8 protein-coding genes and 1 pseudogene are annotated in these 9,517 nt (G+C 68.8%); 7 read left to right on the top strand and 2 right to left on the bottom strand.

Annotation, left to right across the window (positions count from 1 at the left end; genetic code table 11):
* Positions 1–112 precede the first annotated feature (112 nt).
* Positions 113–307, top strand: a pseudogene (locus ACFVIU_RS38820) (transposase); the annotation flags it as partial.
* Here the strand turns inward: ACFVIU_RS38820 and ACFVIU_RS38815 are convergent.
* Positions 279–614 carry an ankyrin repeat domain-containing protein gene (locus tag ACFVIU_RS38815; protein ID WP_385848480.1) on the bottom strand — a complete coding sequence of 112 codons (336 nt, stop codon included), beginning with the start codon at positions 612–614 and terminating at the stop codon, positions 279–281. The pseudogene ACFVIU_RS38820 and the gene ACFVIU_RS38815 sit on opposite strands and share 29 nt — an antisense overlap.
* Before the next feature lie 156 nt (positions 615–770).
* On the opposite strand from ACFVIU_RS38815, the gene ACFVIU_RS38810 reads away from it, so the two are divergent.
* Positions 771–1,340 carry a hypothetical protein gene (locus ACFVIU_RS38810; RefSeq protein WP_385848477.1) on the top strand — a complete coding sequence of 190 codons (570 nt, stop codon included), beginning with the start codon at positions 771–773 and terminating at the stop codon, positions 1,338–1,340.
* Here the strand turns inward: ACFVIU_RS38810 and ACFVIU_RS38805 are convergent.
* Positions 1,322–1,510: a hypothetical protein gene (locus ACFVIU_RS38805; protein ID WP_385848476.1), complete on the bottom strand. Its 189-nt coding sequence runs from the start codon at positions 1,508–1,510 to the stop codon at positions 1,322–1,324. The genes ACFVIU_RS38810 and ACFVIU_RS38805 overlap by 19 nt on opposite strands.
* A gap of 17 nt (positions 1,511–1,527) precedes the next feature.
* Between ACFVIU_RS38805 and ACFVIU_RS38800 the strand changes: the two genes are divergently transcribed.
* The 5 genes from ACFVIU_RS38800 to ACFVIU_RS38780 all read left to right on the top strand — a co-directional run bounded on the left by ACFVIU_RS38800 (position 1,528) and on the right by ACFVIU_RS38780 (position 9,330).
* Complete coding sequence (locus ACFVIU_RS38800) at positions 1,528–1,800, top strand: hypothetical protein (protein WP_385848475.1); 273 nt, start codon at positions 1,528–1,530, stop codon at positions 1,798–1,800.
* Positions 1,801–2,175: 375 nt separating this feature from the next.
* A complete protein-coding gene (locus ACFVIU_RS38795; protein WP_385848478.1) occupies positions 2,176–2,355 on the top strand; it encodes an MbtH family protein in 180 nt (59 codons plus the stop codon).
* A 104-nt stretch (positions 2,356–2,459) separates the two neighbouring features.
* Positions 2,460–5,708: a condensation domain-containing protein gene (locus ACFVIU_RS38790; protein WP_385848474.1), complete on the top strand. Its 3,249-nt coding sequence runs from the start codon at positions 2,460–2,462 to the stop codon at positions 5,706–5,708.
* A gap of 266 nt (positions 5,709–5,974) precedes the next feature.
* Positions 5,975–7,933, top strand: coding sequence for an FAD/NAD(P)-binding protein (locus tag ACFVIU_RS38785; RefSeq protein ID WP_385848472.1), 1,959 nt, complete (start codon positions 5,975–5,977; stop codon positions 7,931–7,933).
* On the top strand, positions 7,930–9,330 hold the full coding sequence (locus ACFVIU_RS38780) for a lyase family protein (protein ID WP_385848471.1): 1,401 nt from the start codon (positions 7,930–7,932) through the stop codon (positions 9,328–9,330). The genes ACFVIU_RS38785 and ACFVIU_RS38780 overlap by 4 nt, the downstream gene beginning before the upstream one ends.
* Positions 9,331–9,517: the final 187 nt, after the last annotated feature.

Genomic DNA, 9,517 nt, shown 5'->3' with positions numbered 1-9,517 from the left:
GACCTGCTGAGGTGCTGGACCGGCACATGCACCACCTGCGGCCGACCACTAACCACAAGCAGAACCAGAGCCAGAACCTAACGAAGTACTACTAGCCGTTCGCCAACCAGCTACGCCGCGGTCGGCGCAGGCCGGAACGGACAATTCCCAGCGGTTGGGTCGCCACCGTTGGGTCGTTGAACGGACCGTCTCTTGGCTGGCCGGCTGCCGCCGCCTTCATCGCCGATACGAACGCAAGGCCGAACACTTCCTCGCCTTCACGAGCATCGCCAGCACCCTCATCTGCCTGCGCCGCCTGACCTGCTGATGTGCCGCTCCAACAGCTTGATTGCCAGGTCATGGCCGTAGTAAACGGCGAGGTCCATGGGCGCTCGCCCATCGGATGCCGGGAGCTGTGGGTCAGCGCCGAAGGCCAGGAGCACTGCAGTGGTATACACGGTCAGCGGACAGCCGCTCTGCAAGGCGCCATCGCCTTCCGCGTCAATGGCGTGCGTCAGGAGCGTCATGCTGCCGCATACCTCATCAGGGTCGACGCCCTTGGCCAGCAGTTGAGCCAAAGCCGCTGCGTCCTCGTCCTCCACCGCCTGGTGGGCCGGTGTCCAGATGTTCTCCACGGCGGCATTCAACCGTTGCTGCACCAGCCCGGCCAGCACCTTTCCCAGCCTCTGATCGCCCATTGAGATGGGCCGTAAGAAGTCGGTGTCTCTCGTTCGTGAGTACCGGCATCATGGTCGTCGGTAGGTTCACGCGCGAGAGGACGAGTGCGACGGGTGTCTAGAGACGGGCAGGCGGATCTGACGGAGCTGTGGCAGCAGCGTTGGCCCGGTTGCCCGCCGGTTGGGTACAAGCTTCGCGACCCATATCGGGATGTCTGGGTACGTTTTCACAGCCTGCCGGAGTCGAAGCGGTATGCGGAGGACGAGAGCGAGTACACCATCGTCCTGGAGCGTTACAACACCGTCCTCGATGAGCTGTTCGCTGGTGCGGACGTGTATGTGATCACTCCGCTCTGGATGACCGAAGCCGAGGTTCCGTCAGTAGAACCCGTCACGGGGTATTGGCAGAGCCTGCTGGTTGAGGACGAGCCTGCCCCCGAGTTCCGCATGTACTGCCATCTCTTCGCCGCACACCGGCCCTGGCAGCGCGGCTGCATCGACGACTTGCTCCGAGATACCGCCGACGACAAGGTGGCGGGAATCCTCATCACCGACACCCGCATGCAGCGCATCCACCACCCCTACGACGGTGGTGCCGACGTCGTCCTCACCACGCGCGAAGAACGGGACCAGATGCGCGATCGGCACGCCGACTGGCTTTCCAGTCACCCCTCGGGTCTCTGACCGGCTCGGATCGCCGCCCCGCTCAGAATGGCCTTCACCGCAAGCACCGGGTTGAGAGGCTCCACCAGTTCCTTGGTGGCGACGGCCACGAGGCGCGCGGGCGCATCGCCCTCCAGCAAGGCGCTCACGTATTCGATGGCCTCTTCGATGGCCTCCGCGGGCGAGAGCACAGGCAGCCTTTGGCGCAGTGTCCGCACAGCATGCATGCGTCCGCGACGCGCGCCAGTTGCTCGACATCGGCACCGGTCCGCATGCCGTGCGCGACGGCGACGGCCACCCTCCCGCCGGCGTGCGCGACGGAGACATCCAGTTCGGGAGAGTCGAGCGGCCGCGGCCGGCCGTGGTGGCCGAAACAGTCCGGGCACCGGCGTTCGACACGGACGTCGCCGGGTGCGGTGCCCGCGTGCCGTCCCAGCGCGACGCGCAGCACGGCGGCAGCGGTGACGAATTCGGCAGCTAGCACATCGCTTCGACACTGTGTAAGGCGATTTTTTTCTTCGGATGAAAGAATTCGGAAGAACCCGCTCAGATCTCCCAATACCGACGCCCACCAGACGACGACATGCCCGTCGGTAAGAGGGTAGGTGGGTGACGAAATCACCGTTCGACCATAGGAATCCGGCCATCAAAACGCCATGTGGCGCGGATCACTTGTGGCGCGATAATCTCACTGTAAGATCAGGACCACAGGCGATGTGGGCTGGCCAGCCGCACCGACAGACCTTTGGGACCTTTTTACCTCACGCCTTGACTGACCATCAATGACGCATTACGCCCTCCGACTCCGGCGAGGATGTGACGGGGAGATAGTGCCTTGAGTGTACCTGTGTCCGACATGCCGCAATACGCGGTTGTCGTGAATGAGGAAGAACAGTTTTCCATCTGGAGGTCGGGACGGGAAGTCCCGTCCGGCTGGCGGCAGACCGGCTTCTTCGGGAGCAAGCAGGAGTGTCTGGCACCTATCACCGAAGTGTGGGTCGACATGCGTCCGGCCTCCCTTCGCGAGGACGTCTGATGATCGCGGTCGGAGACTTGCGGACGCCCCGGCGGGCGTCGCGCGCGGTATTTCGTCGCATGATCTAGGGGGAAGTAGTGTTAGGCGGTCCCGCTGTTTCAGGGATGACTATCGAAGAACGCCGTGAGCTGGAGCGGAAACTCCTGCTCGCAGCCGCGCGAAAGCGGTCGGCGACATCAGTTCAGCCTGTGCCCGAAGCGAAGGGGCCGGTGCCCGTCTCCCTCGCCCAACGCCGGCTGTGGTTCTTCTACAAGCTCCGCCCGCACAGCTCGCTCTACCACAGCTCGGCCTGTTTCGAGCTGCTGGGCCCCTGCGACGTCGAGGCCTTGGCCAGAGCGGTCAACGGACTGCTGGTCCGCCATGGCATCTTGCGGACACGCCTGGTGGAGGGTGCGGACGGGGTGCCGCTGCAACACGTGGACACCCTCGGCGCCGACAGCCGCCTCTCCCTTGTGCCGCGCCCTGATGGGTTGACCGACCAGGCCTGGGAGTCCGAGGCCCGTCGACAGCTGACCGCATTCGTCAATCGGCCCTTCGCGCTCGAACGGGAATGGCCGGTCCGGTTATCCTGGTGGGCACTGGGCGAGCGGCGCAGCGTCATCGCCGTCAGCCTCCACCACATCGCCTCAGACGGGCAGTCGATCGACGTTCTTCTGCGTGACCTCCAGCGTATGTACGCGCGCGCGACAGAAACGTTGGATACACCAATCTTTCCGCTTCCCGTGCAATACGCACATTTCCCTCGCTGGCAAGAGGAGCGGCTGGGGAGCGAGGACTGGAAAAGTCAGATCGCCTATTGGAAGGACCGGATCTCAGGGCTTCCTGATGCGCTGGATATTCCCACGGACAGACCTCGCAGTGCGCGTCAGTCCTTTCGCGGTAACGCGGTGGAGATCACCCTGCCCGAGGACATTAGCCAACGCGTCCGGCGTTTCAGCGCACAGCAGAAGAGCACGGTCTTCACCACGCTGATGGCCGCTTTCCACGTCCTCCTGCACCGGTATAGCGGCGAGGATTCCCTGGCGGTCGGCACACCGGTGTCCGGACGTCGCCGCCCCGAGTACCAGGATCTCGTCGACTTCTTCGTCAACACGCTCGCGATCCGCGCCGATTTCGGCCCGGAGACGACCTTTGTCGAACTAGTCCGGCAGGTCAGGGACGAACTGCTCGAAGGGCTCGACCGGCAGGACGTGCCGTTCGACCTCGTGGTGAATCACCTCGGCCTCGGGCGTCAGCTCTCGCACAATCCCGTCTTCCAGCACACGTTCCAGTACAACGCCGGGGGCCCCGCGGAACTCTCGCTGCAGGGCCTGGAATGCCGACGGGTGTGGCCCGAGCCCCAGGCCAGCGACTTCGACCTATCGATGTACATCAACGAAACGGCCGACGGCTTGACCGGCTGGCTGTCGTACAGCACCGACCTCTTCACCGAGCACACCGCCCAGCGGGTGGTGAGGCACTTCGTCACCCTCGTGGACGAGCTGCTCAGGCACCCGGGACTCCCCGTACGCAACGCGCGGTTCCTCGCCGCGGACGAGCTCCGGGAGCTTCTCGGCGAACTGGCCGGCGGGCCGCGGACCGAGGTGCCACGCCGGTCCCTGCACGACTGCGTCGCCGAACAGGCACGCCGCCGTCCCCACGCACCCGCCGTCATGTACGGGGACGAGACACTCGGCTACGCCGATCTGTGGGAACGTGCCGGCCGCCTGGCTGCGGAACTACGCAGCCGCGGAGTGGGACCCGGTGACGTGGTGGCCCCGTTGCTGCCACCCTCGCCCGCCGTGAGCGTGGCCGTGGTCGGGGTCCTGCGGGCCGGCGCCGCATACCTCGGCGTCGATCCCCGCTTCACTGGCGCCTGGGTGGACCACGCCCTGGCCGACTCCGGGGCCCGCATCGTGGTTACCGCACAGGCACTGCGCTCGCGTGGCGGCGGCCTGCCGACGCTGCTCCTGGACCCGCGCCGAGGCGTTTCCCTGAGCGAGCCCGCCGGGGCGCCCGATCCGGTCCACGCGGTGGAGGCGACCCCCCGGCGGCACGACCTGGCCTACGTCGTCTACACCGGCGGTTCCACCGGACGCCCCAAGGGCGTCATGATCGAGCACGGATGCCTGGAGTCCTTCATCCAGCACGGCATCGCGCCCCTGGCGATGACAGCCGACGACCGGGTGCTCCAGTTCAGCTCACCCAGCTTCGATGCCTCTGTCGAGGAACTCGTGGCGGCCTTCTCGACAGGTGCCACGCTGATCGTCCAGGACGAGAGGTTCGACCTGTCGCCCGTCCGCTTCACCGAGTCGTGCCGGCAGCGCCGCGTCACGGTGCTCGACCTGCCCACCGCGTACTGGCACGAACTCGTCGACGCCGGGACGAGCGCCGCCCTCGCCGTCTGCCCGGACCTGCGTCTGGTCTGCATCGGCGGCGAGGCCGCGGCCCCCGACCGGGTGCGTCGCTGGCAGACCGAGGCGGGCTCACGGGTCCGCCTGTTCAACGGGTACGGCCCCTCCGAGTGCACCATCACCGCCACCTGGACGGACCTGACGGAGACGCAGCTCGGCGACACCGTGCCGGTCGGCCGCCCGGTGGCCCGTGGGGTGGGCGCCACACCGCCGCCTCCGCTGCGCGTGCAGCCGGTGCGGTACGAACGGGACCTCCCCCGCGTCAAGCACGTCGGCCTCTTCGGCGCGCTCCACGCCCGGCGCCGGGCCCAGCTCGCCAGAGCCGACGACGCGCTCTTCCACGATGCCGTCGGGCTCGTCTCCGAGGGCCCGACCTGGAACGTGGGCTTTATCCTCGACGGTCAGCTCGTCTGGCCCGACGCGGAAGTCCTGCCCGGCGTCACCATGGCCCTCCTGCGCCAGAGCGGCCACGACCACGTCACCGCCCCAGTCACCGTGGAGCAGGCCCTCACGGCGGAGGCTGCCTTCGCCGCCAACACCGCCGTGGGCGTCCGCGCCATCGCGGGCATCGCGGGCATCGCGGGCACCGGTCTGGCCACCGACCATCCGCTGCTCAAGGAACTCCAGCGGAAGTTACCTGTCCACGGAAGGCGACGTTCTGTGAAGCGCGGTTTCGACCCGGCGCGTCACGGCCGTTGCTCCGGTCCTGCGTCACTCCACAGTCCGTCCAGGCGGTCTCTCACCCACATCGCCGCCGCATCATCCGGGTTGCTCGCCATGCGCGATCTGCGCGGTCAGAGTCGGAACTTGCTCACCGGAACGAGGACGGAGCGACAACGGGCACCTCGACAACTGCATGGGCTCTCGGAACATCCCGAGCATGCCCGCCGATCACGCCAGCGCACTGGGAAACTTCAGGATCCCCGACAGAGTCAAGCTGAGAATTGGAAGGCGGCATGACTGTACACGTGCCAGTGCTTCAGGTGTGCGTGCACTCGAGTCGCTGTGCCGTTGCCGCGGTGATCTCCTCGGCCGTGAAGGCGCGCATCAGCCCTGACAGCACCACGCCGGGCCGGCGCCTGAGTGTCGCCGCCGCGCGGGGCTGAAGCCGCCGCAGGACAGGGGCGCCGAGACACGTACGACCTCAGAGCCTGTGTCACATCCCGGGCGAACTCCGACGCTTTCCGACTACTCAGATTCATTCCGACTTCGTGGAGAGAGGGACTATGACCAACCGACGGCTCGACGTCTGCCTGATCGGTGCCGGGCCCCGGGGACTTTCGGTCCTGGAACGGCTGTGTGCGAACGCGGTGTCGGCCCCCGGCGACGTGGCGATCACCGTACATGTGATCGACCCGTTTCCGCCGGGGGCGGGTCAGGTGTGGCGCACCGACCAGCCCGTGCACCTGTTGATGAACACGGTGGCCTCGCAGGTCACGATGTTCACCGACGAGAGCGTGACGATCGACGGGCCCTTGGTGCCAGGGCCCAGCCTGTACGAGTGGGCGCGCTTCCTCACCCTGATCGGGCCGCTGGACGATCGTCCCTACGACGAGGCGGTGCTCGCCGAGGCCAGAGCGCTAGGCCCGGACTCCTATCCGTCGCGTTCCTTCTACGGCCGCTATCTGGAGTGGGTCTTCCAGCGGGTCGTCAGGACCGCGCCGGGCGCGCTGAGCGTCGTCGAGCACCGGGCCCGCGCGGTGGCGCTCGACGACGAGCCCGGCGGTACGCAGTGCGTCCTGCTCGACGACGACACGCTGCTCGCCGGTCTGCACGCCGTGGTCCTCGCGCAGGGCCACCTTCCGGTGCGGCCGTCGGCACGCCAGCGGGAACGGGCACGGTTCGCACGGGCCCACGGCCTGGGCTACGTCCTGCCCGCCAACCCCGCGGACGTGGACCTGTCGGCGGTGCGGCCCGGGGAGACGGTGGGACTGCTCGGACTCGGCCTCAACTTCTTCGACTACATGGCACTGCTGACGCTCGGCCGCGGCGGGCGGTTCGAGGAGCACGAGGGGCGGCTGCGCTATCTGGCGTCCGGGCGCGAACCGCGGCTCGTCGCGGGCTCGCGGCGCGGACTGCCGTTCCACTCGCGGGGCGAGAACCAGAAGGGGGCGCACGGCCGGCACGAGCCCGCCGTGCTGACCGCCGAGGTGATCCGCGACCTTCGGCGGCGCGCCCGACGGCACGGCGGGATCGACTTCCGCGCCGCCGTGTGGCCGCTCGTGGCCAAGGAAGTGGAGACCGTGTATTACACGGCGCTGCTGACGGCCGAGGGCCGGCCGTCGGACGCCCGGCAACTGCGCGCCCGCTACCTCGCGGCCCCGCCCGGGAGCGCTCAGGAGAGGCTCCTGCCGGGCGAGTTCGGCATCGGCGCGGACCGGCGCTGGGACTGGGACCGCATCGCCCGGCCGTACGCGGGCCGGGACTTCGCCTCGCCCGAGGACTTCCAGGGCTGGCTCCTGGACCACCTGCGCGCGGACCTGCGCGCCGCGCGGGAGGGCAACGTGGCGGGCCCGCTGAAGTCGGCACTCGACGTGTTGCGCGACCTGCGCAACGAGGTGCGTCTCGTGGTCGATCACGGCGGCCTCACCGGCGACTCCTACCGGCGCGATCTCGACGCCTGGTACACCCCGCTCAACGCGTTCTTATCGATCGGGCCGCCCGCGCGGCGGATCGAGGAGGCCATCGCCCTCATCGAGGCCGGGGTGTTGCGGGTGCTCGGTCCCGGCGTCCGGGCCGATGCAGACGGGGCGCAGGGCGTGTTCGTCCTCGAATCGGGAGCGGTGCCCGGCTCGCTGACCCGGGTCACCACGCTGATCGAGGCGCGACTCCCGCAGACGGATGTGCGGGTGACCGCGGATCCGTTGCTGCGGCACCTGTTGAGCAGCGGACGCTGCCGCAGCTACGAGATCCCGGGCCCCGGCGAGGAGTCGTACGAGACCGGAGGCCTCGCCGTCACTCAGACGCCCTGCCGGCTGATCGACTCCGCAGGAGACGTGCACCCGGGCCTCTTCGCCTTCGGCGTGCCCACCGAGTCCGTGCACTGGGCGACGGCGGCCGGTATCCGCCCGGGGGTCGACTCGGTGACCCTGCAGGACTCGGACGCCATCGCCCGGGCCGTGCTCGCCCTCGCCGACCCAAGTACGCGGCACCACCGCCCGATGATCGGAGAACTGACGCGATGAACGTCATCGATGCCGGGCTGCTCAGCCCGGTACGGTCCGGCACCCCCGCCGAGGCCGCGACGTCCGACGAGGCCTGGCTGCAGGCGATGCTCGACGCCGAGGCGGCGCTGGTGCGCGCCCAGGCCGCCCTCGGCAACGTACCGGAACAGGCCGCGCGGGCCATCACGCACTGGGCCCGCGCCGACCACTTCGACCTGCCCGAACTGGCCCGGCGCAGCAGGGGCGCGGCCAACCCAGTGGTGGCCCTGGTCCAGCAGTTCACCGAGCTGCTCACCGCCAAGGCGCCCGAGGCCGCCGACTACGTACATCGAGGCTCCACCAGCCAGGACATCTTCGACACCGCGCTGATGCTGGTGTCGGCCCGCACCCTGGACCTCGTACTGGCCGACCTGGACGGCATCGTCCACTCCCTGCACAGGCTTGCCGCCGAGCACACCGGCACTCTCATGCCGGGCCGTACGCTGGCGATGCACGCAGTACCGACGACGTTCGGGCTCAAAGCGGCCGGCTGGCTGGTCTCGGTGCGCACCGCCGCGGCCCGCCTGCACCGGCTGCGCTCCCAAGATCTCGTCGTCCAGCTCGGCGGCGCCGCTGGCACCTTGGCCGGATACGTCGCCTACGAGCAGCTCCACCGCCAGGAGCGGGGGGAGCCGCCGACGGAGGGCTATGCGCGGCAGCTGACCGAGCGGTTCGCCGCGGAGACGGGACTCGTGGCCCCCGAACTGCCCTGGCACAGCCACCGTATGCCCGTCGCCGCCCTGGCCGGCGAACTCGCCCTGGTGGCGGGCGTGCTCGGGAAGATGGCGGTGGATGTGCTCTCCCTGGCCCGGACCGAGGTCGCCGAGGTCGCCGAGCCGGGCGCGGAGGGCCGTGGAGTGTCCTCGGCCATGCCGCAGAAGCGGAATCCGGCCCTGGCCACCCTGATCCGCTCCGCCGCTCTGCAAGTACCTGCTCAGGCCAGCATTCTGACCCAGTGCCTGCTCAGTGAGGACGAGCGCTCGGCCGGAGCCTGGCACGCCGAATGGCAGCCGCTGCGCGAGTGCCTGCGGCTCACGGGCGGCGCCGCCCACACCGCCCGCGAACTGGTGGCAGGCCTCGAGGTGTTCCCCGAGCGCATGCGGTCCAACGTCGACCTGACTGGAGGGCTCATCGTCTCCGAGCGCCTGGCCGCGGCGCTGGCACCGGCCCTCGGCAAGGCAGCCGCCAAGGCCGCCGTCGGCCGGGCCGCCGCGGAGGCGGCCGCCAGCGGCGGATCGCTCGTGTCGGCCCTCGCTGCGCAAGACGCGACGCACGGGCCGCTGGACCTCGCGCGCCTCGCGGACCTGCTCGACCCCGCCGCCTACACAGGCGCGGCCGACGAGCTGGTGCGCGGCGCCCTGCGCGAGGCGGACGCATGAGCCGCGGTGAGAGCCGCCGTACAGTGAACTCTTCTCGGTAACGTCTCGTGACGTTTTGTGATCTTCGTTCAGGCGGTGCGGCCGTGTTCGAGCTAGGGTCCGTCTTCAAACGGATCTTGCCCACAGCAGGAACGACGCGAGGGTGACCGCCGCTTCGTAGGAAGCGGCGGTCTTCTCGTATCTGGTC

It is taken from the genome of Streptomyces sp. NPDC127190 (assembly GCF_042672505.1).
GTDB lineage: Bacteria > Actinomycetota > Actinomycetes > Streptomycetales > Streptomycetaceae > Streptomyces.
The sequence above is the reverse complement of the archived record's forward strand: the minus strand, read 5'-3'. Positions and strand labels throughout refer to the sequence as shown.